Origin of the sequence: Candidatus Halocynthiibacter alkanivorans, from assembly GCF_003333265.1 — a bacterium.
Classification (GTDB): Bacteria; Pseudomonadota; Alphaproteobacteria; order Rhodobacterales; family Rhodobacteraceae; genus Halocyntiibacter_A; species Halocyntiibacter_A alkanivorans.
The window spans coordinates 35,755-57,313 of sequence record NZ_QOLB01000077.1; the positions used below are offsets into that span (position 1 = coordinate 35,755).

At 57.1% G+C, this 21,559-nt stretch carries 19 protein-coding genes and 1 pseudogene; 11 read left to right on the plus strand and 9 right to left on the minus strand.

Annotated features, from left to right (window positions below):
• Positions 1-52: 52 nt before the first annotated feature.
• The 3 genes from DWA01_RS08155 to dctP all read right to left on the minus strand — a co-directional run bounded on the left by DWA01_RS08155 (position 53) and on the right by dctP (position 2,981).
• Positions 53-1,369 carry a TRAP transporter large permease gene (locus tag DWA01_RS08155; RefSeq protein WP_114285351.1) on the minus strand — a complete coding sequence of 439 codons (1,317 nt, stop codon included), beginning with the start codon at positions 1,367-1,369 and terminating at the stop codon, positions 53-55.
• Complete coding sequence (locus DWA01_RS08160) at positions 1,369-1,917, minus strand: TRAP transporter small permease (protein ID WP_114285352.1); 549 nt, start codon at positions 1,915-1,917, stop codon at positions 1,369-1,371. Before DWA01_RS08160 ends, DWA01_RS08155 begins: the two co-directional genes overlap by 1 nt.
• Positions 1,918-1,985: 68 nt before the next feature.
• Complete coding sequence (dctP, locus tag DWA01_RS08165) at positions 1,986-2,981, minus strand: TRAP transporter substrate-binding protein DctP (protein ID WP_114285353.1); 996 nt, start codon at positions 2,979-2,981, stop codon at positions 1,986-1,988.
• A gap of 143 nt (positions 2,982-3,124) precedes the next feature.
• On the opposite strand from dctP, the gene DWA01_RS08170 reads away from it, so the two are divergent.
• The 7 genes and pseudogenes from DWA01_RS08170 (at position 3,125) to DWA01_RS08195 (ending at position 8,836) form a co-directional block, all read left to right on the plus strand.
• Positions 3,125-3,787 carry a GntR family transcriptional regulator gene (locus DWA01_RS08170; RefSeq protein WP_114285354.1) on the plus strand — a complete coding sequence of 221 codons (663 nt, stop codon included), beginning with the start codon at positions 3,125-3,127 and terminating at the stop codon, positions 3,785-3,787.
• 179 nt (positions 3,788-3,966) lie between these two features.
• Positions 3,967-4,110 carry a hypothetical protein gene (locus DWA01_RS23095; RefSeq protein ID WP_160115980.1) on the plus strand — a complete coding sequence of 48 codons (144 nt, stop codon included), beginning with the start codon at positions 3,967-3,969 and terminating at the stop codon, positions 4,108-4,110.
• 191 nt (positions 4,111-4,301) lie between these two features.
• Positions 4,302-4,592, plus strand: a pseudogene (locus DWA01_RS08175) (substrate-binding domain-containing protein); the annotation flags it as partial.
• Positions 4,593-5,513: 921 nt separating this feature from the next.
• Positions 5,514-6,578, plus strand: a complete 1,065-nt coding sequence (locus tag DWA01_RS08180) for a type 2 periplasmic-binding domain-containing protein (RefSeq protein WP_160115981.1) — start codon at positions 5,514-5,516, stop codon at positions 6,576-6,578.
• A gap of 56 nt (positions 6,579-6,634) precedes the next feature.
• The gene (locus DWA01_RS08185) at positions 6,635-7,135 is read left to right on the plus strand and encodes a TRAP transporter small permease (RefSeq protein WP_114285357.1); all 501 of its coding nucleotides are present in this window, start codon (positions 6,635-6,637) and stop codon (positions 7,133-7,135) included.
• Between the two features lie 15 nt (positions 7,136-7,150).
• Positions 7,151-8,506: a TRAP transporter large permease gene (locus DWA01_RS08190; RefSeq protein WP_235008471.1), complete on the plus strand. Its 1,356-nt coding sequence runs from the start codon at positions 7,151-7,153 to the stop codon at positions 8,504-8,506.
• Between the two features lie 24 nt (positions 8,507-8,530).
• Complete coding sequence (locus DWA01_RS08195; RefSeq protein WP_114285423.1) at positions 8,531-8,836, plus strand: DUF1330 domain-containing protein; 306 nt, start codon at positions 8,531-8,533, stop codon at positions 8,834-8,836.
• Between the two features lie 72 nt (positions 8,837-8,908).
• On the opposite strand, the gene DWA01_RS08200 is transcribed toward DWA01_RS08195, so the two are convergent.
• The 6 genes from DWA01_RS08200 to DWA01_RS08225 are packed head-to-tail and all read right to left on the minus strand — an operon-like array spanning position 8,909 to position 14,570.
• Positions 8,909-9,700 (minus strand): SDR family NAD(P)-dependent oxidoreductase, encoded by a 792-nt coding sequence (locus DWA01_RS08200; protein ID WP_200832524.1) that lies wholly within the window; start codon positions 9,698-9,700, stop codon positions 8,909-8,911.
• A gap of 22 nt (positions 9,701-9,722) precedes the next feature.
• Positions 9,723-10,502: an SDR family NAD(P)-dependent oxidoreductase gene (locus DWA01_RS08205; RefSeq protein WP_114285424.1), complete on the minus strand. Its 780-nt coding sequence runs from the start codon at positions 10,500-10,502 to the stop codon at positions 9,723-9,725.
• A gap of 35 nt (positions 10,503-10,537) precedes the next feature.
• Positions 10,538-11,356, minus strand: a complete 819-nt coding sequence (locus DWA01_RS08210) for an ABC transporter permease (RefSeq protein ID WP_114285359.1) — start codon at positions 11,354-11,356, stop codon at positions 10,538-10,540.
• 10 nt (positions 11,357-11,366) lie between these two features.
• On the minus strand, positions 11,367-12,218 hold the full coding sequence (locus tag DWA01_RS08215) for an ABC transporter permease (protein ID WP_114285360.1): 852 nt from the start codon (positions 12,216-12,218) through the stop codon (positions 11,367-11,369).
• A gap of 33 nt (positions 12,219-12,251) precedes the next feature.
• Positions 12,252-13,415 carry an ABC transporter substrate-binding protein gene (locus tag DWA01_RS08220; protein WP_114285361.1) on the minus strand — a complete coding sequence of 388 codons (1,164 nt, stop codon included), beginning with the start codon at positions 13,413-13,415 and terminating at the stop codon, positions 12,252-12,254.
• A 33-nt stretch (positions 13,416-13,448) separates the two neighbouring features.
• Positions 13,449-14,570: an ABC transporter ATP-binding protein gene (locus tag DWA01_RS08225; protein ID WP_114285362.1), complete on the minus strand. Its 1,122-nt coding sequence runs from the start codon at positions 14,568-14,570 to the stop codon at positions 13,449-13,451.
• Between the two features lie 121 nt (positions 14,571-14,691).
• Here DWA01_RS08225 and DWA01_RS08230 point away from each other — a divergent pair, with 121 nt between their 5' ends.
• From DWA01_RS08230 to DWA01_RS08250, 4 genes are all read left to right on the plus strand, one after another.
• Positions 14,692-15,513 carry a LuxR C-terminal-related transcriptional regulator gene (locus tag DWA01_RS08230; protein WP_114285363.1) on the plus strand — a complete coding sequence of 274 codons (822 nt, stop codon included), beginning with the start codon at positions 14,692-14,694 and terminating at the stop codon, positions 15,511-15,513.
• 770 nt (positions 15,514-16,283) lie between these two features.
• Positions 16,284-19,124 carry a DUF2339 domain-containing protein gene (locus DWA01_RS08240; RefSeq protein ID WP_114285365.1) on the plus strand — a complete coding sequence of 947 codons (2,841 nt, stop codon included), beginning with the start codon at positions 16,284-16,286 and terminating at the stop codon, positions 19,122-19,124.
• Between the two features lie 206 nt (positions 19,125-19,330).
• The gene (locus DWA01_RS08245) at positions 19,331-20,371 is read left to right on the plus strand and encodes a sensor histidine kinase (RefSeq protein WP_160115982.1); all 1,041 of its coding nucleotides are present in this window, start codon (positions 19,331-19,333) and stop codon (positions 20,369-20,371) included.
• A 111-nt stretch (positions 20,372-20,482) separates the two neighbouring features.
• Complete coding sequence (locus tag DWA01_RS08250; protein ID WP_114285367.1) at positions 20,483-21,520, plus strand: substrate-binding domain-containing protein; 1,038 nt, start codon at positions 20,483-20,485, stop codon at positions 21,518-21,520.
• Positions 21,521-21,559: the final 39 nt, after the last annotated feature.

Sequence of the window (21,559 nt, forward strand, 5' to 3'; positions counted from 1 at the left end):
AACGCTCAGAACCATAGTTTCGCCCCGCCCATACAGCGCGGGGCGAAATCACCTAAAAGCCCGGCCCCATGACATAGTCGGGCAGCCAGGTGGCCAGTCCGGGGAACAGGCTGAGCAGAATGATCGCCAGCACCATACAGCCCACATAGGGCAGCGAGCCGGTGAGGATGGTTTTTAGTGAAATGTCCGGCGCGATACCGTTGATCACATAGAGGTTGAGCCCCACCGGCGGCGAGATCAGCCCGATCTCCATATTGATGGTCAGCACCACCGCAAACCAGATCGGGTCAAATCCGGCGGTCACGATGATCGGCAGCAGGATCGGCGCCGCCATCAGGATCACTGCGACCGGCGGCAGAAAAAATCCGGCAATCAGCAGGAAGATGTTCACCGCCAGCATCAAGACCCAGCGGTTCACATCCAGCGTACCGATCCATTCCGCAATCGACTGGGTGATATAGAGGCTGGACAACATATAGGAGAACACCCCGGCGGCGGCGATGATGAACAGGATCATTACGCTTTCTTTGGTGCTGTCGCGCAGCACCAGCCACAGGTCCCGCGGGTGCCACAGTTTGTAGATCACCACCGCGACCAACAGGGTTAAAAGCGCGCCGACGGCAGCCGTTTCGGACGGCGTGGCGATGCCACCATACATGGCGTAGAGCACCCCAAGGATGATGGCGAGAAAGGGCAGCACCCGGGGCAGGATTTCGAAGCGTTCTTTCCAGCTGTAGCTGCTGGCGTTGAGAAGCGCGCTGTTGCCCGATTTCCAGGTTGAATAGAGCGACCAGGCCATAAACAGACTGACCAGCATGAACCCCGGGATTACCCCGGCAAGGAACAGGCGGCCAATCGAGGTTTCAGTGGCGATGCCGTAGACAATCATGGTCACTGAGGGCGGGATCAGAATGCCCAGCGTGCCGCCTGCGGCAATGGAGCCGGCGGCGACACCATCGGGGTACCCCCGTTTGCGCATTTCCGGGATGCCCATTTTGCCAATGGCGGCACAGGTTGCCGGGCTGGATCCGGACATGGCGGCAAACAGGGCACAGGCGCCCAGGTTTGATATCACCAGGCCGCCGGGAATTCTCGTCAGCCAGCGTTCCAGCGCCTCGTAAAGATCGGCTCCGGCCCGGGTCGACGCGATGGAGGAGCCCATAATGATAAACATCGGAATGGACAGCAGGGCGAAATTGTCGAGTTTGCCAAACAGGATCTCGGGCATCAGCTCGAGCGAGCGCATGCCGTCAAACACCATCAGAAACCCTGCGGACACAATCAGCAGCCCAAGGGCAACTGAGACGCCGGAGAACAGCACAAAGATGGTGGCCGCCGCAACAAGGGCGCCCAGTATCAGCGGATCCATCAGCTGTCCTCCAGATCAAAAGGGTGATCGATATTCAGCACCACGGCCACCAGATCGGCGATCAGCTGCAACAGGTAGAGGCCAAACCCAACCGGCAGCGCCAGATAGGGGATCCACAGGCGCACGCCCCAGATGGTGTCCGAACGCCAGCCCTTTTCCCAGGCGTATAACCAGTAGTCAAACCCATACCAGAACATCAGTGCGACGATGGCGCAGGACACTGTCAGCGTCACAATAGCCAGCAGCTTACGGGCGCGGCGCGGCAGGGAAATCGGGATCAGATCGACATTCACATGGCCGCGCAGTCGCTGCACATAGGGCAGACCGATCAGGGTGGCCGCGACCACCAGATAGACCACCGCTTCGGTTTGCCAGATGGTCGAACCATTCAGCACAAAACGGACAAATATCATTTCGCAGGTGATGGCGACTGCCGCCACGATCATCGCCGCCGAGCACCATCCGGCGAGAGTAGAAATAGCAGCCACGGCGCGCAGCAGCGGGTTGTTCCCTGCAGGCGCCATGACGGCAGCACTATGGCCAGCCATCGTGTCTTCCTTCAATGTTCAGAAAATTGGGTGCAGGCGACACGTTGCTGGCGTCGCCTGCGGAAGAATTATTCGACCGCCAGTGCCATATCCAGCAACATCTGACCGTCCGGCACATCCTCGACAAAGGATTTGTAGGACGTTTCCTGAGCAATCGCACGCCAGGCTTCAAAATCCGCCGCTGTCATCTCGGCGATTTCCACACCGGCCTCGCGGTAAACCGCAACTGAAGCCGCGTCCTGTTTCTTGGCCTCTTCCAGATAGAAAGCTTCAGCCTTGGCAGAAGCGGCCATAAGCGCGTCCTGCTGCGCCGCATTCAGGCCTTCAAAGGTGGATTTGTTCATCAGCAGGGGCTGATACATGAACCACAACGCCACATCCGCTGCAGGGGTGTAACAGCTGGCCTGCTCATAGATGCGATAGGACACAAAGGAAGAAGACGACGTATTGGCCGCGTTCAGCACGCCGGTCTGCATCGCGTTGTAGATTTCTGACGACGCCATTGAGGCGATCGAAGCGCCCGCCCCGGCGAGCATCTGTTCGAACGACTTGCCTGCTGCGCGGATTTGCAAGCCGGCGACATCTTCCGGGCTGGTGATGCATTTGTCTTTGCCGACAAATCCCCCGGCCAGATAACCGCGCACCAGCGTGATCACGTCATCTTCGGCCATTTTTTCTTCAAGCGCCTGCATGAAGGGCGACCTGCTCAGCCGCGCGGCATGGTCGAGGTTTTTCACCAGGCCAGGCATCAGGGTGAGGTTATAGGCCGGTTGCTGGCCACCGGCATAGCTCAGCGGCAGAATGGTCATGTCGAGCTGGCCCCGGCTCAACGGTTTGTACTGTTCACGCGGCTTAAACAGCGATTTTGAGCCGAATATCTTGATTTCCATGTCAACATCTGCAGCGGCAACCTCATCGGCGACCATTTGCGCGACCTGGTTGCGGATGTCTTTGTTTGACCATTGGTGCGACAGGCGCAGCTCGACCGAAGCAGCGGCATTGGCGGCGCCGGACATCACCATCAGCGCGATCGTGGCCGCTGCAGTAAGCAAATTCCGTCTCATATCTTCCTCCAAAATTCATGCCCGGGTCAATTTGCGTCCGGGCTACGGCGCCAACTTTTCCGTTCCAAGAATTCAAAGTCAACGATTTTGTATACAATATCGCCTGTCTTGCACGCAGAATGTCGCGATGATAGGACTTCGCTATGAATGTAAAACGTGCCGATACAATTGCAGACGCGTTGGAAGAGCGGATATTTACCGGTGAATTCGGCGACGGAGAACGGTTGGATGAAATCCGGCTGGCGACGGAGTTCGGCGTGTCCCGCACCCCGGTCAGAGAGGCGCTTCAAAGGCTGGTGGCCTCCGGCATGGCCAGACATCTGCCGCGCCGGGGCGTGTTTGTACGCCAGCCCGGCCCGGTTGAACTGATGGAAATGTTCGAGACCATGGCCGAAATCGAAGGCGTCTGCGGCCGGCTGGCCACGCTCCGGATTTCGGAGCAGGCGCTTGGCAGGCTTGAAGCGGCAAACACCCGTTGTCAGGCAGCCGTTGAGAGCAATGACGCGGATGGGTATTATCGTGAAAACGAGCGATTCCATCATGTTATCTACCAGCAGGCGGGTAATTCCTTTCTTGAGCAAGAGGCGCTTCGCCTGCATCGCCGCCTCAAACCCTTTCGCAGAATTCAGTTGCGTCTGCGCGGGCGGATGGCGCAATCCATGCGCGAACATCAGGCCATCGTTGCAGCGCTGAAAGCCGGGGACGCTGAGCGCGCCGCCAAAGCTTTGCGCGAGCATGTGGCGATACAGGGCGAGAAGTTTCACCTTCTGATGTCACGCCTGAAGCCTGAGGCGAACGAGGTCTGAGTCCCGACCGCCGCCAGAGTCTTTTTGTTGATTTTGAGCCAGGTGACGCCGGTCGCGCAGCTCGCTGATGGAGATGATCTCCGACCCGGAGCTATTGCGTCCGGGGCATCAGGCGCTGCCCCCGGCCCCAGCCCACCTGTTGCTCTGGTCGCGGACCCTGCCCGTGGCCAGTTGACCCGGTGAAACAGGCGGGTGCGCCGGACACCAGCGAAGCCTCGCTTTCCGTTGCGCAGCAGAAGTTGGAGGAGTTGACCAAAGCGCTGTCGATCGATGCGGATGTCAGCGTCATGGCCGGGCGCAAATTGCCCCGTCATTCCCCGTAGGCGCCAGCGAACATACGGTTCCTGCAGAAGCCCACGCGCGGCGTAGATGCCTGCGCCAAACGCGAAATTTCCGCGTTGATCCTGAACCCGAAAGAACAGAGCAAATGCGTCCTGACGAAGCCCTCAGACCTGCCGGAAATTCCGGGCATCAGTGACCGTATTCTGGTGATGTCGAATGGCCCAACGCGGTCTTTGCCATTAACGAACTGATGGCCATCAGTGCGACCCATTATTTGCCGGCGCGTGTCGCAGACGTGCCCGGGCATATGTCCGATATTGGCGACGATGATATCGAACTGGCATCCTATATGACGCCGTCGCTGACCTCCTTGCGGCAGCCGGGAATCGAATTCGGCTATCAGTCGGCTACACCGTTGACCGGTCACCTGGAAAAACAGCAACAGCCGCCGTCCGAAACTGTCCGGGATCCGCAGTTGATAATCCGCGAAAGTGTTGGCGAAAAGCCCGCCGGCACCGGCTGAGGACAGCGCGGCGCTGTCGACGGCTCGCTGAAAGCGTTCAACCGGATCGCCCGGCTGGTCCGCCCGTCCCCACTGTTTTCCTCACCGGAGTCCCGATGACGCCCTCGCGCCGCTAATTGTGCAAACACAAACTCGTGGCAACCCCGCAGCCGAAAACCAGGCGTCAAAATAGCGCCAAGTGCTTCCGGGTGATGACACGGGCCATCCCCCCTCACGGTGTTGTCAAAACCAGTGATTTTTTCACCAATGCCCGGGCGCCACATGTGCAGGACAACCGGGTTTTGAGGCCCGCCTGGTGGTCGCTCATCGCAGTGTTGTGCAGTTTAGCAAGCCCGGGACGAACCAACAGCGAAATTGGGCGACCAATCAAAACCTCCCTGACTGACCATTGAACCTCAATTATACAAAATGCCGCATATGCAATTTTGTCTGTCAAAAAATACCGAATCTCTCTAAAAATGGATTAGTTTGAGCCTCTTTTCGGTTTCAGCTCCCAGATTATTGGTCGACCAATAATGCTTCACAGCAGTCAGAGGGGGGATTTTTACTGGTTTCAGTCTGATCGTGCATTCACGTTGCAAAGCGTCAGGACACCCGCTGAAACATGTGTACCAGCGGCACGAGCGACGTCTGAAAACCGCTTCTGCCGCACGCCAGAACTGGACTGAGAACCTGATGAACCCATACTCCGCATAACAACAGGAACACCGAGAGGCCAAAACAAGCACAGGCAGAAAATGTGATCCCGGGGCCGCCAACGTTTGCTAAAGCCAGGGCCCGGATACTGAAGTGATAGTTTGCGGCGGGAATTTCCGCGCCGACACCAATGATTGACCACAACATTTTCAATCCCGACGCCCGCACAGGAGCAAAACCGTGGCGCAGCAGATGCATACAGAAAATGACACAGGGAAATTACGCATGAAAAAACTTTCAATTCTGGCCGCCGCCGCAGCCACCGTCTCGACGCTCGCGACGTCTGCCTGGGCGGATCACACCATCACGTTGCGCATTGGGTCCGGCCATCCGCCAGGCGTCGTTTATGCCGGGCTAATGATCGACTATTTCCAAACCGAGCTGAAAAGTCGCGTCGAAGCCCAAACCCCCCACAAGATCAACTTTGTCGAAGGGTATTCCGGCTCGATCGTAAAAGTGACCGAAGTTCTGGAAGGGGTTCAGGACGGCATTCTGGACATCGGCGGATTTTGTTTCTGTTTTGAGCCCTCCAACCTGCCGCTGCACGCGTTTCAGGTGATGTTGCCCTTTGGCACGATGGACCCGGTAACCTCGCTGAAGATTGCCCAGGAAGTCTATGACGAAGTGCCGTATCTGACCGACGTTTTCCCGGATAAATTCAACCAGATCCTGCTCTCCCGGATCGCTGACGGCGGCTACAACCTGGGCACCTCCTTTGCCTGGGACGAACTTTCGGATCTGAAAGACCAGAAAATCGCCGGCGCCGGGCTAAACCTCAACTGGCTGGAATACGGCGGTGTCTCGCCGGTGCAATCCTCGCTTGCGACGGCCTATACCGAGATGAAAACCAATGTCTATGAGGGCTGGATCATGTTCCCCTCTGCCTGGGTGAACCTGAAACTGTATGAGCCCGGTCCGTTTTACACCTTGATCGGGTTTGGCTCGATGACCTGGCACGGGCTGACGATCAACAAAGACACCTATAACGAATTGCCAGCTGACGTGCAGGCGATCCTGCTGGAAGTCGGCAAGGATTTTGAGCAGATCACCGGCAGCGTCAATCTTTCGGAATATGACAAGCAAATTTCGACGCTGAATGAGATTATCACCGTCAATGAGATTTCGCCGGAGGTCCGGGCAGCCTGGGCTGAATCGCTTGCGGGCTGGCCACAGACCCTGGCCGATGATCTGGAAGCCCAGGGGTTGCCTGCGAAACAGGTTCTGAACCTGGTGCTGGATCGGGCAGAGGCCAATGGCTACGACTGGCCGGTGCGCTACCAAATCGAGTGACTTATGCGGGCGCACGGCACGTTCGTGCGCCCCTTTTTGATTTCCGGGAGGGTTGAATGTTCCTGATACGCACCGCTGACAGGCTGACAAAATTGATGATGATCCTTGGTGCGGCCTGGGCCTTTATCCTTTGTTTTTTTATCCTTGCCGACATCATTTTCCGCGCTTTGAACGTGCCGCTTTATGGCACCAAAGAGATCGTTGCAAATTCGGTCGTAATGATCCTGTTCCTGCAGGTCGGTTTCGCGGTGCGCAGTAAGTCTATGCTGCGTGCCGACTTTCTGGTGGTGATGTTTCCGCCGAAACTTCAGAAGGCGTTGCTGATCCTGAGCTATTTGCTCGGCGCGCTGTTTTTTCTTTACCTGCTTAAAGCGGGCATCAAACCGGCTTTGCGTTCGTTCGCCAATGGCGAATTTGACGGTGAAGGCGCGTTGCGGGTGCCGGTCTGGCCCACACGTTTTGCCATATTGCTCGGCGCCGGCCTCGCGGGCGTCAATTACCTCATTCTGATGGTGATCGAATTTCTTGACCTGCAGGTCGAGCGACTGGACCTTTGATGAACGGAATAGCCTGTGTTTGATTTCTCCACCGCACTTCTTATTATCGCGCTGCTCTTTGGTCTGGTTTTCATGGGGGTTCATGTTGTGGTTGCGCTTGGCATTGCCAGTGCTGTCGGCATCTACATGGTCACCGGCAAGCTGAGAATCGTTGAGGCCACAATGGCCTCCACAGCGGCGGAAGCGCTGCGGGATTTCACCTTTGCCGTCATTCCCCTGTTCATGCTGATGGGCGAGTTTATTGGGCGATCCGGGGCGATCGGCGACATTTATGTGGCGATCAACCGGGGGTTGCGGCGCATTCCGGCACGGCTGGCGATTGCGACCGTGCTTGGCAATACCGTGTTTTCATTTGTCACCGGGGTTTCAATCGCATCTGCCGCCGCCTTCTCCAGGATCTCTTATCCGGAGATGAAAAAACACGGTTACAACCCCGGTTTTGCGCTGGGTGCCATTGCCGGGTCCAGCTGTCTGGGCATGTTAATCCCGCCCTCGGTTCTGATGATCGTCTGGGGAATTCTGACCGAGCAGTCGATTGGCCGCCTGTTCCTGGCCGGTGTACTACCCGGGGCGTTGCTGGCAAGCATGTTTATACTCTATATTCTGGCGACAGCGTATCTGCGCCCGGAAAAGGTCGGTGCGGGCCGGGACCAGTTCCCCGCGGTATCAGAGGCCGCTGACAATCCGGGCAACGCGGTCTCTTCGACAAGTACTGAAGTTGGGGTATTCACCTCGTTTGCCGGCGTGGGTGGCATCATCGCCGCGGTGCTGGGCGGCATCTGGTGGGGAGTGTTCACCCCCACCGAGGGCGCCGGCGCTGGCGCGGCGCTTGCGTTGATCCTGGCCTTTTTCAAAGGCATGAACCTGCGCGGGTTTATCAACGCCGTCTATTCCGTCGGTAAAACGGCAGCTCCGATAATGGTGTTGCTGCTGACCGCCGCGCTCTATTCCCGTACCCTGGCGATGACCGGTATCACCTCAGCTATCCGGTCGTTTTTCATTGAGTCCGGACTGCAGCCCTGGAGCGTGTTGGCGATCATCGTAATGATCTGGTTTGTGCTGGGCATGATCATCGATTCCATCTCGATCATGTTGCTGACCGTGCCGATTGTAGAGCCGGTAGCAATGTCCTTTGGCTTTGACCAGCTGAGCTTTGCGATCACCGGCATCATTGCCATTGAAGCTGGCTTACTGACGCCGCCGTTCGGGCTGCTTGTCTATACGGTCAAAGCCGCGATTCAGGATGACGACGTCGGAGTGCAACACATATTCATGGCCTCGATCCCCTACTGGGCGATCATGTTGCTTGCTGTGTTGCTGGTCGTGGCCTTCCCAGGAATTGCAAACTTTTTACCCGACTCCCTGATGTAACTGACTGAAAGAATGGAATACCCAATGCCCGCCTACTGGATTGCACGATCTAAAATAAACGACCCTGTCGCCTATAAAAAATACACCGATCAGGTTCCGGCCATCATCAAGAAATACGGCGGGAAGGTTCTGGCGCGCGGCGGAAACTTTCAGATCATGGAAGGCCCTAAAAAGTTCCACCGGTTCATCGTCATTGAATTTGCAACCATGGCAGACGGGGTCAACTGTTTTCAGTCCGCTGAATATGATGCGGCGGCCGTACATCGTCGGGAAAACGGCGCCGGAGAAGTTGAAACTATTATGGTGGAAAGTGGCGACGCCACGGTCTGACCACACAAGGCTGGGGGAAAGACACTGCCGCACTCCCAACTGAACTGACCGGGTGCCCTCTGGCGCCCGGTTTCAGCCTTTTGCATACCAGCCATTGTCGACGTAAGTGGCTGTTCCGTTGACGAAACTTGCTTCACCCGAGCACAGAAACAGAACGGCATTGGCCACTTCTTCCGGGGTACATATCCGGCCCTGGGTTTCGGCCATGCCGGAGGCTTCCCACGTTTGTCCCGCAGCATCCAGTGCCGCAATTTCTTTCAACCCGTGCGCGGTTTCCACAAATCCGGGGCAGACCGCATTGCAGCGAATGCCCTGGTCCCGGTACTCAGTCGAAATGGCGCGGGACAGCTGCAAAACGGCACCTTTGCTCATGCAATAGACCGCCTCCAGCGCGTAGCCCAGTTCGGCCGCAATTGAGGAGGTAATGACGATGGACCCACCGCCGTTTTCACTCATCTCCCGGACCGCACGGCGACAGACCAGAAACGCCGACTTCACGTTGATATCCATCAAAGAATCATACTCGGCTTCGGTGGTTTCATGCAGGGGTTTTACGATGATTGTGCCGGCATGGTTGAACAACACATTGTAAGGGCCAAACCTGTCGATGGCCGCATCAAATCCCTTGTCAATTTCATCCGATTTGGTGACATCCACCTTGAAAAACGCCGCTTCCCCGCCGGTATCGCGGATCATCTGCGCCGTTTTTTCGCCCTCATCCTGCTGGATGTCAAAGATGCTGACCTTTGCGCCCTGCGCCGCAAACAACAGGGCCGTAGCCCGTCCTATTCCAGTTGCGCCGCCGGTAATGACGGCAATTTTTCCAGCAAGCCGGCCCGCCGGGGATATTGGAGTATCTGACACTGGTCTTCTCCCTTTTGCGCGTTCAGGCAATGCATTCGCCGCCATCTATGACCAGGGCGTGCCCGGTCATGAAGGAGGAGCGGTGAGAGGCAAGGAACAGGACAGCGTCCGCGATTTCGTCGACCGTTGCCCAGCGTCCCATCGGAATGTTCTCAGAAATGTAAGATTCAAGATTGCCCCGGCCGCCCATTTGCTTCTCAAACCCGGCATTGAACGGTGTGTCGACAAAACCAGGGCAGAGCGTGTTGAAACGGATGTTGTACCTGGCATAGTCGGCGGCCATTTGCCGGGTCATCGCCACCACCGCGTGTTTGGTTGTGGCGTAACTGATCATCTCGCGGTCGTACTGAACGCCCGAATTGGATGCGGTGATGATGATACTGCCCCTGCCCTGGTTTTTCATATGCGCCACAGCCGCCTTTGAGGCGACAAAATGCGCGCGCACATTCAGCGCCCAGGAGGCGTCCATATCTGCAGCAGTGACCTGTTCCAGACTGCCCTCAATTTGAATGCCGGCATGGGAATGCAGAATGTCCAGACGCCCGTACTCTGCAACAGTCTGGTCAATCGCGGAATTCAGCGCGGCGTCATAAGTGACGTCCAGAGCCAGCGACGTAGCTCTGTGCCCTTCAGCGGTGATCTCTGCAACAACCGCAGCGGCCTTGTCGCCGTCAAGATCGGAGACCACCACCCGCGCACCGCTTCTGGCCATGGCGATCGCGCCCGCGCGGCCAATGCCTGATCCGGCACCGGTGACAAAAGCAACCTGGTCCAATAATAATACCTGGTCCGACAGCAGCATATCCGGGTCCTCAATTTTGTCAGGATTTGCGCGTGTCATTTGTTCTTTCCCTCTCCGCGCCTGAGGAGAACCTGTGCTGAAACCAACATGGTCAGAGACGCCGCCAACACCATGGTGCCGATGGCATTGACTTCAGGGGTGACGCCGCGCCGGATCGAAGAAAAGACATAGACCGGCAGGGTGGTTTCAGAGCCCGCAACAAAGAAGGCGACGATAAAGTCGTCAAAGCTAAAGGTGAAACTCAAGAGAAACCCCGCCAGTATCGCCGGAAAAATCAGCGGCAGCGTGACCTGTCGGAAGGTTGCGAGTGGTGTTGCATAGAGATCGGAGGACGCTTCGGTCAGGGCGCGGTCCATGCCAGCCAGGCGGGCCCTGATGATGATGATGACAACGGCCATGGTGAACAGGGTGTGGGCCGCGATGAGCGAGCCAAAACCCATGCTGAATTTTGGCGGCTGCAGCCCTGCGGGCCAGAGCGCCTCCAAAAGCGGGTTCAGTTGATTGAACAGCGTGACCAGCCCGATCAGCGTGGCAATGCCAATCACAATGCCGGGGATCATCAGTGCCACGTAGATCATCATGTCAAAAATCGTGCGCAACGGTCCTTTGATACCTTGCAGGGAAATCGCCGCCATGGTGCCAAAGACACTGGCGCAGGTTGCCGAAATGAACGCCACGATCAGGCTGGTTTTCAGCGCGTCCATCACGAACGGATTGTCCAGGGCGATAGCATACCATTTGACCGAAAAGCCCTGCAGCTGGCTTGCGTGGCGTCCAGCATTGAAGCTGAACAGCGCAATCACTCCGATCGGGATATAGAGGAACAGATAGACGACGATGGCATAGAGTTTCATGTTTCCCGCCTCACATGATCGCAACGTCTTCGCGCTGCGCGCCCAGACGTTTAATGAGCCGCATATAAGCGGTGACAGTCACCAGCATGACCACAACAAGAGTGACCGCCACCGCAGAGCCATAGGCCCAGTTTCGCGACTGCAGGAACAGGTCAACCAGCGCATTGCCGACAAAGAAGACCTTGCCGCCGCCCAGCATAGCCGGGATCAGAAATTCCCCCATCAGCAGGATAAACACCAGCATACAACCGGTGGCGATACCAGGAATGGACAATGGCAAAGTGACATGCACAAAGGTGTGCCACGGCCTTGCACCCAAATCTGAGGACGCCTCCAGCAGGCGTTTGTCGAGCCGGTCAAGACTGACAAAGATCGGAAAGACCATCAGCGGCAGATAGCCATAAATAATCCCGATCAAAACAGCGAACGGCGTGTTGATCAGGCGAATATCTTCAAGCCCGGCCCAGCCCAGCAATGCGGGAATACCCCGCCCGCCCAGCAAGAATATCCACGCGTAACTGCGGATCAGGATCGAAGTCCAGAACGGCACGATGACCAGCACAAGCAGGATGGTTTTCCACCTGGGACTGGCGCGCACCGCCAGAAAATAGGCCAGCGGATAGGCAATCAGCAGCGCCGCCATGGTGCCGGCAGGGGCCAGCACCATGGTGTTTTTGAACGCCGTCCAGCGGGCCGGAAGATTGGCATATTGTTCAAGTGTGAGAGCGGGGACATAGCCGCCGGAGGCACCCCGCTCTCCAAAGCTGAAGATGAGAACGACCGTCAGCGGCACGATCAGCATGACCAGAAACCAGGTTCCGGCCGGTGCCAATAACAACCAGTTGCGCGTGCGTTGCTTCATGTCGTTCTCACCTGTGTTTTACCCGAGACTTGCTCAGGCCGATTTGAACCGTGCCATCAACTCGGCGCGGTTTGGATCGGTCAGAGTTGCAGCAGCGCCAAACTCAAGCGCGTCCAGCAAATCCTGTGCCGGATAGAGGATCGGATCGTTCTGCAGCGCCACAGGCAACATGGCCGTCGTGGTCGCGTCCGCAGTTGGGTATCCGTGTGCCAGCACTTCTTTGGTATTCACCGCCGGATCGAGCATGAAATTGATCAGAGCATAAGCGGCATCCATATGCGGCGCCCCTTTGGGAATGGCGTAATAGTCGCTCCACAACTCGCCGCCTTCAGCACCAAGAACATAGGCGATTTCCGGCATATCGGTGTTCAGCTGTTTGCCGTCACCCGACCAGGCCATGGCCAGCCAGGAATCCCCGCTGCGCATCGACGGCTGGATGTCCGACGAAATCGCAAACAGGTGTGGTTTCACATCCAGCAGCAGCTGTTCGGCGTCCGCCAGTTCCTTCTCATCGATAGAATTAAAGGAATACCCGAAGTATTTCAGCGCGTTGCCAATCGTGGTCAGCTGATAGTCATGCACCGTGGTACGACCGGAGAACTGGTTCATCGTAATGTCCCAGAATTCTTTCCAGGTGGTCAGTGGCTGACCGCCATCGGTATGTTTGGTGTTCACCACAAATCCGGTGGAGCCCCAGTTTTTGGGCACCGCATACAGCTTGCCACCGACGGAGCCGGCTTCTGCATAACGCGGATCATAGGACGGCGCATTGTAATTGGGCAGCCTGGAGGTATCCAGCGGCTCAATCAGGTCCAGGTCTACATAAGTGGTGATCGTGTAATTGGTGGGCACATAGACGTCCCAGCCACTGCCTCCAGCCTGGAGTTTCGCCAGCATTTCCTCGTTCGAGCCAAAAACATTGACCTGAACACGGGCGCCGGTGGCCTCAGAAAAGGCGTCAAAATTGGCCGGGTCGTGATAGTTTGGCCAGGTTGCCAGGATCACCCGGTCGCCGATATCACCGGCGGCAAATGCCGGGCGCGGCAGCAACCCGGGCATCGCAGCGCCCATCACCGCAGATGCGGCCCCCAGACCGGTGACATTCATGAAATGCCGTCGTGTAACCGAGCCCTTTTTATATCGGTACAGCTCTTCCATGAATTTCTGTTTGCTAATGTAGTTGTTGTTATTGCTCATGTCTTTGCTCCCTGTCGATTGTCGTCACCAAGATTATGTGCGGTCCAGGGCCAGCGCGGCAGTGGCCTCCCAGGATGCCACCAGCAAGTCGCCGGTATCGAACTGTCCCTCGTTCAATTCTGATTGTCTTGGCGACAACACTAAAAATTCGCCAAGCGTTTGATGGTTCACAATATATTCAGTGTGTTCGCCGAGGAAAATCCGGTTCGTGACCGAAACAGGCACGCCCTCGCCGGAGCGCTTCAACCGGATCTGTTCCGGGCGCAAACTGATGCAGACCTCCTGGCCCTGATCAATGCCATCCGCCCGTGATGTCTCAACCGACATCCCGTTCTCAAGCCGGACAGACACCAGATTTCCGGACCTGGCTGTAACCGTACCGTCAAAGAAATTGGAGGTGCCCACAAAACCCGCAACATAGCGGCTGCTCGGGTGATCATAGAGGTCCTGCGGGCTGCCCACCTGAACGATCCTGCCGTCCCGCATGATACAAATGCGGTCACTCATCGAGAGCGCCTCTTCCTGATCATGTGTCACCAGCACAAAAGTAATACCCAGTTTCCGCTGCAAGGTTTTCAATTCGAGTTGCATTTCCTTGCGCAGTTTCCGGTCCAGCGCCGCCATCGGTTCATCCAGAAGAAGCAGTTTTGGTTCATTGACGATGGCACGGGCAAGCGCCACACGTTGCTGCTGCCCCCCCGACAACTCCCAGACCCGGCGGCGGTCATAGCCATCAAGCCGCACAACTTCCAAAGCGTGGCTTACTTTTTCAGCGATCACTGCTTTTGGCAGGCGCGGCCGGCGCTGTTTCAACCCATAGGCAATATTCTGCGCCACGGTCATATGGGGAAACAATGCGTAGTGTTGAAACACCATATTGACGGGCCGGTGATAGGGCTCAAGCGCGCTCACATCCTCGCCGTCCAGCAGCACTTCGCCGCTGGTCGGCGCTTCAAACCCAGCCAGCATGCGCAAAGCCGTTGTTTTGCCACAGCCCGACGGGCCAAGCAGGGACAGGAATTCCCCCTCGCCAATCGCAAGGTTCAGATCCTGTGCGGCGATAACATCGCCAAAATGTTTGGAGACGCCTTTCAACTCCGCAATCGCCGTTTGGCGAACGTTTGCCTCTGGCTGAATGTATCCCGCGCTGTTCATAGCATAGATTCTTTTTTATATATGGTGCATACTACCGCAATCGAGAAAACTGTAAGAAAAATCCAATCCGCTGTATATACCACGTTTTGGGTAGACAAATGGAGTTGGGCAGAGAGAACAAATGAAGACCTGGCTGGAACCGACCGGAACGTTGATTGGCGCAATTGGCAGTGAACATTTTGCCGGCCGGCTTTCGGACGCGCTGAAACAGATCGTTCCTTTTGACTATACGGTGGTTTTTGGCTACCAGGGCGCGGCGCGGCCACAGGACCTGTTTGACAATTTTCCCGAACAGAAACGCAAAATATTCGTTGAAGACTATCAGGCGGGCCCCTATCTTCTTGATCCGTTTTATCAGGCCTGTGCCAACGAGGTGAAACCCGGGTTGTACCGGCTGCGCGACCTCGCTCCGGACCGGTTCTATCAGGGCGAATATTACCGCAACTATTACCAGCAAACCGGCCTGGCCGAGGAAATCGCCTATTTTATTGAACTTCGTGGCGATGCCGTGATCACCGTCTCTCTGATGAGAACCTCAAAACCATTTTCCGCCCGGGAAATCCGGGAACTGAAACAGTACTGGCCCATTGTGCGCGAGGCCTGCCGCCAGCACTGGCAGGACCTTTCGCCCTATTCCGACCAGCCAGGCAACAGCAATACGGATGCCAACATGCATCAGACGGTCGAACTGGCGCTGCTGAAGTTTGGCGAGGGTGTTCTGACCCCTCGCGAGCGTGAGGTGGTTGAATTTACTCTGAAAGGGCATTCGGCAGAAGCGGTTGGCCGGATCATGAAAATTTCTCAGGGCACCGTCAGAATTCACCGCCGCAACATCTATTCCAAACTGCGCATCCGCTCGCAGGGGGAATTGTTTTCAAAATTCATGCGGACTCTGACGGAGGAGAACGATGACACCGAAACACCGGGTGTGTCAGATATCTGACTGCACTTGAAACACTCATCCTGCGCAAACACCTGCTGTTTTGGACGAATTACCCCCGACGTGGTCGCTGTGCGGATATTCCCTCACGACAACAACATCTTGCGCCGCACAAGCCGGCGGCAATCTGATCAACCCGCCGGAGCATCATCCGCACTGAAGTGTTCTTAGGGTGCGATCACTCAGGCATCGGGCGAAACCGGCTGCTCAGCGGCCCTGTTCAGCCTCAGCGCACCGCTTTCGGGCAGGTTTTTCAGCTCCTGGCTGCGGGAAATGACGTTCAGCTGCCTGCCATCCGGTGCGGAGAGACCAACGGGGTGTTGCCGCACGCGCCAGACAGCCGACAGCCTGGCGCTCTGATCGCCAGTTGCACCAGGTCGCCCTGACCGCAACCGATTTGTCGGCATCGAGCTCGCAAGGACGCAACGTTGCGACAACTGTTAAACGAATTTCCTATGAAACGTCAGAATATACTCACGAGCAAACACGCGACGCTCCCCGCCGGCGTTTCCAGTCTTGTGATCCGGAGTCGGATGAAAGCGCCGGAATCGCCAAGGATTTGCCCCGGGAGAATCGGTTGCGACGTCGGCGAGAATTGCCCGGTTAAAGCAATGCATCCCGGGGTGACAAATACCCACGCCGGCGTCAGCGCGGACACCGGACATTCGGGGAAAAGCCCTGTTGACGGCAAAGACGCGACGCTTGCCAGACCTTATGAATGCCCCTAGCCTTTGGGAAAGTTTACAGAATATGTGTTTAGGGCAATTTTCATTATGGTATTTCTTGGACTTATCGGCCTGGTCATCGTGCTTGGGGTGCCGTATTTGTTGGTGTCTCACACGCGGCTGAAGGCGCGGGTGCTGGCACTGGAAAGCAATCTTAAAAACCTGCAAGGCCCGGCTGAAGATACAGCAGTTGAGGATGAGACCGGGCGCCCTCCCTACAGGCAGATTGCGAAAGCGGCGCGACAGGCAACATCCACCATTCGCAAAGCTGACATAACCGGGGACGTTAGTCCGGCCCCGCCGCCAGACAGCGGAGCAGACACCGGTGCAGACATCGGAGCTGACATCGGAGCTGACACTGAACCCGACACCGGGCCGACCGCTGCACCGGCAGGGGCGCCCCGGATTGCGCCCCGCGCATTTGTGTTCAGACGGGACAGCGTGGACAGGCTGATCCAGTGGGCACGCGAAAACTGGGTGCTGGTAGCCGGGGCGGCATCACTGGCTTTGGCAGGCATTTTCATGGTGCAATACGGGGCAGAACGCGGTTTTTTAACCCCGTTCTGGCGGGTAATGGCCACGCTGGGGTTTGGCTCGGCTCTGATCGGAGGTGGAGAAGTGATCCGCCGCCGGTTTGGCGATGAAACCACCGGGAGCATGCAATACCTGCCCTCAGCTCTGGCCGGCGCAGGTCTGATCGTGCTGTTCGCCGGCGTGCTGTCGGCGCGGGTGATGTACGATCTTATCGGACCCGGAGCGGCACTGGCGGGGCTTAGCTTTGTCTCGGCAGTTGCGATGATCCTGGGCTGGTTCTACGGGCCATTGCTCAGTGCGGTTGGGATTATCGGGGCCAGCGGCGCCCCTTTTCTGGTCGGCGGCAGCGCACAGGACCCGTGGATTCTGTATTATTATTTCACCCTGATTGCGGTGGCGGGGCTTGCAGTGGATGCGGTTAAACGCTGGGCATGGATGTCGGTTTTGGTGCTGATCGCCACCCTGTCCGCAAGCGGACTGCTGTATCTTTCTGGCGCTGCTGCACAACATTTCCTGGTGGCTGTGCTGCTGATTGCAGCGGCAGCGATCATCATTCCCGAGCGCAGTCTGATCCCGCGCCACGGAGGTACCGCCGTGCTGGATCTGCTGCGCGCCAAACGTGGGAAAACGCTGTTTCCGGAGTTCCCCACCCGGTTGTCTGTCGCTGTCACCGGTGTTGTTACCGGGGCGGCACTGCTTGTGGTGTCGGATGCGGCCACGTCTGACACGGTGTATCTTGGCTTGTTCACGCTGGTCTTGCTGCTTATCGCAACGCTGGTCTGGATGCGGCAGGCACCGGCGCTTTATGATCATGCTTTATTGCCCGGGCTGGCCATTTTGACGGTGTTGCTGATCGAGGCGGATTTCAACGGCCCGCTGTACAGTGCGTTTCGCGCCGGTGCCCTGCGCGCACCGGAAACAGCGGCACCAATAACCGCCTGGGTTCTGACCGCGATCGGCGCGCTTGGCTCCGTACTGGCCTTTTATCGGATGAAACTGTCGCTTCCGGCCGGTGACGAACAAGACAACACCCCGGTCTTCTGGGCCTTGGCGGCGGCGGTCTATGCACCGGTCCTGGTGCTGTTGCTTGAGTTTTTCTGGGATCCGGGTTCGGTTGTCGGCGCCTACCCCTGGGCGCTTGCCACCATCGCGGTTGCCGGATTGATGACGGTGTTGGCTGAGCGTACGGCACGGGGCGAAAATGTCGCGCAACGCCGCCTGCGTGTCGGGCTTTTTGCGGTTGCAGCCCTGACGCTGATCGCGCTGGCGTTCTTTTTGCTGCTGAGCGAAACCGCACTGACACTGGCGCTGGCAGTGATGACGTTGTTGGTGGTGGTGCTGGACCGCAGGTACGATCTGTCAGCCCTGAGCTGGTTTGTGCAACTGGGAGTCGCGGTGATCACCTATCGTCTGGTGGTTGATCCCGGATTTATCTGGGCCACCGGTTTCAGCTTTTCTCTGTCACTGCAGCCTCAGATCTTACAGGTGGTGCTGGCCTATGGCGGCACGTTGTTGCTGCTGGCCGGTGCCTGGCGTCTGGCGCGGGACAACAGAACCAAAACCGCGCTGATCCTGGAAAGTGGCATATGGACCATCGCCGCCGTATTCATCTGTGTTTTAATCTTCCGCGCCGTGCCAGAGGCCAATCTTGGCTCGCACTGGTCTGTCGGGCTGCTGGCAACTGTCTGGGCGGCGTCATTGGCGAACCAGCTCTACCGGATGCAGGCCAGCAACCGGTTCACTTTGCTGCTTCGTGGCGCTCTGGCGACACTGTTCACGCTGATGGTATTGGCACTGCTGGCGGTTCTGTTTCTCTTTTCAAACCCGCTGATCAACCGCTCCGAACTGGTTGTCGGCCCGCTGATACTGGACACGCTTGCGGTGGCCTATCTGCCGCTGGCAGTTGTCTTTGCAGTGGCGGCGTGGAAACTGGCGCATTTTACCCGCTGGCTCCGCATTTTCTTTGCAGGTTTGGCAAGTGCGTTGACGGCCTGGTATGTAACACAGGAAATTCGCCGCCTTTGGCGCGGCAATGATCTGTCGGTTCCTGGCGTGACCGATCCCGAACTGTATTCCTACACGCTTGCCATGCTGATCACATCGGTCGTCATTTTGTTCCTGGCGTTCTCACGGCGCGCCCTGGTTTTGCGCAAACTGGCGATGGCGGGTGTTGCTCTGACAATCGCCAAGGTCTTTTTGATTGATATGAACGGGTTGTCGGGGCTGACACGGGTGTTTTCCTTTATGGGACTGGGGCTGACCCTGGTTGCCCTGGCCTGGCTGAACCGGGTGATGACGGAGCAATGGAACAGGGGCGGGCCTGGCAGCGCGGCTCCAGTGGACAGTGAAGTCTGAGCGCCAGACCCGTTCCCTGACAGGAACTGACCGTCGCCAATATTGGCGACGGTCTACCCGTTTCCGGCGGATGGACCATCGCCTCTGAGCAGCACTGAGCCAGTAAGACATTTTTCTTCACGGGATGTGGTCAGCGGTGTAAAAGCCAGCGATTGCAATCCAAAACCTGGCAACCGCAGCTGGCCAAAACACAGATGAGAAACCTGATGAATATTATGGATGGCGTGTCTGTTCCGGTGATCGGGTTGGATAAGGACCTGAAAGTTCGCTTTGCGAACCGGAAGGCCCGACAAGCCTTTCCTGATCTGGATATCGGCCTCAGCGTCGAAAAGGCTGTTTCAGAAAAACGCAAATTTATTAATCATCTGCAAGAGACCCTGCACACATCTCGTGAAACGACCACCAGTTTCAAGGCCAAAGACGGATTCCGACAGGAGTATCTTGTTACCGCCAGGGAGATCGAACCCGCAGATAACAGCCGTGTAGCCTCGCTTGTGCTGACATTTGAGGACCGCTCGCCGCTGCGCGACGCCAAGACCATGCGCAGCGATTTTGTCGCCAATGTCAGCCATGAGATCCGCTCGCCGCTGACCTCGATTTCGGGGTTTGTAGAGACATTGCAGGGTCCGGCCAGTGAGGACGCTGAAGCGCGCGAACTGTTTTTGGAATTGATGGCGAAAGAAGTGGCGCGGATGACCAACCTGGTGACCGGTCTTCTGTCGCTGTCTCAGGTCGAAGTCAAAGAGCAGCGTGCAATAAAGAAGATTGTGGATATGAACCTGATCCTGGATCAGGCCCGGGAAGCGGTGGTCCCTTTGGCGCAAAAACGGCGTATGACGGTAGATACGGGGGCGGTACAGCGCCTGCCCGGCCTGCTGGGCAAACATGATGATCTGGTGCGAATGTTCATAAACCTGCTTGAAAACGCGATAAACTACAGCCGCGACGGCAGCAAAGTGACGCTCAGCACCTGCGTTGAACAAACCGGTAATCCGCTGGGCAAGCCGGCGGTATGCATCTGCATCCGGGACGAAGGCATTGGCATCCCTGCGGATGAAATACCGCGCCTGACAGAACGATTTTACCGTGTCGACAAGAGCCGGTCGCGCAATGTGGGCGGCACCGGCCTGGGGCTGGCCATTGTGAAACACATTCTGGTGCGTCACCGCGGCCACCTGCTGATCGACAGCACCCCTGGCCATGGCTCAACGTTCAAAGTCTGTCTGCCACTGGTAAATTCCAATTAAATTAAGCTGTCACACAACTGTTACAGAGCTGTCGTACTCCTGAATCAATCCCGGGTGATTGAAGTCTTGTTCCATCCGGAACCCATAAGACACTTAAGGAGACACTCTGAAATGCCTGTTCGCTTAATGTCCACCGCAGCCGCCGCGCTGCTTGTTGTTGCCGCCACAACGCCCGCGATGGCGCAGGAACAAATCAACATCGTGGGATCCTCCACCGTGTTTCCCTTTGCAACAACGGTTGCTGAACGGTTCGGCAAATCCACCGACTTCAAGACACCGATTGTGGAAAGCACCGGCTCCGGTGGCGGGCTGAAACTGTTCTGCGCCGGCACCGGCAGCAACACGCCTGATATTGCCAATGCCTCGCGCCGGATCAAAGCCTCAGAAGTCGCGCTCTGCGCGGAAAATGGGGTGAGCGAGATTGTCGAAGCCATGATCGGCTTTGACGGCATCGTGATGGCCAATTCCATGACCGCGACGCAGTTGGACCTGTCCCTGCGTGATATTTTCCTCGCTCTGGCCAGGGATGTGCCCGATGAGGATGGCGGCACCCGTCCCAACCCTTATGAGACCTGGAACCAGGTCAATCCTGCCCTGCCCGAGATCAAAATCGAGGTCCTTGGGCCACCGCCGACCTCGGGAACACGTGACGCCTTCGCTGAACTGGCGATGGAAGGTGGATGCAAGACATTTGACTGGGTCAAGGCGCTGAAAAAATCGGACAAGCCCACCTATAAATCGCTGTGCCACACCATCCGCGAAGACGGCGCCTATATTGAGGCCGGCGAGAACGACAATCTGATCGTTTTGAAGCTGCTGGCAAACCCTGACGCTATGGGCATCTTTGGCTACAGTTTTCTGGAGCAGAACAGCGATGTGCTTCAGGGCTCTGTTGTAAACGATGTGGAGCCCGAATTTGAAGAGATCGCCGTCGGCAATTATCCGATCGCCCGCTCGCTCTATTTCTACATCAAAAAGGCGCATGTCGGCGTGGTGCCCGGCCTCAAAGCGTTTCTGAGGGAATTCACCTCAGAAGACGCCTGGGGTGACGACGGGTATCTGGCCGACAAGGGGCTGATCCCGCTGAGCGCAGAAGAACGGAAGATCCAGGCGAACCGGATCAACGGCCTCAGCCTGCTCAACATGTAACTGCTGCAGACCCGGTCCGGCACCCGCCGGGTCGGGACA